Annotated in this window: 1 protein-coding gene; it reads right to left on the reverse strand. The window is 65.6% G+C overall.

What is annotated here, in order from left to right; genetic code table 11:
• On the reverse strand, positions 1–247 hold a 247-nt coding region (locus R0J92_RS25440; RefSeq protein WP_411053733.1), incomplete at both ends, for a DUF4175 family protein.

The following is a 247-nucleotide window of genomic DNA, read 5'->3' on the forward strand; positions in this document are numbered from 1 at the left end:
CCTTCGCCTTGCCCCTGACCCTGCTGCATGGCCTGCATCATCTGCTGCATCATGTTCTGGGCGCCCTGGCGCAGGGCGTTCAGCGCATTGCCCTGTCCCTCGACCGCCTGTTCGCCTTCGCCCTGTCCGAGCGCTTCGCCGGCCTCGCCCATCTGCTGTTCAGCCTCGCCGAAACCCTCACCTGGCTCCATGCCGAGTTCTGCCAGCCCCTTCTGCAGTTCCTGAAGCTGTTGGCCGAGGCCTTCCT

The sequence above is a fragment of the Tritonibacter sp. SIMBA_163 genome, from assembly GCF_046535935.1.
Taxonomy (GTDB): domain Bacteria; phylum Pseudomonadota; class Alphaproteobacteria; order Rhodobacterales; family Rhodobacteraceae; genus Epibacterium; species Epibacterium scottomollicae.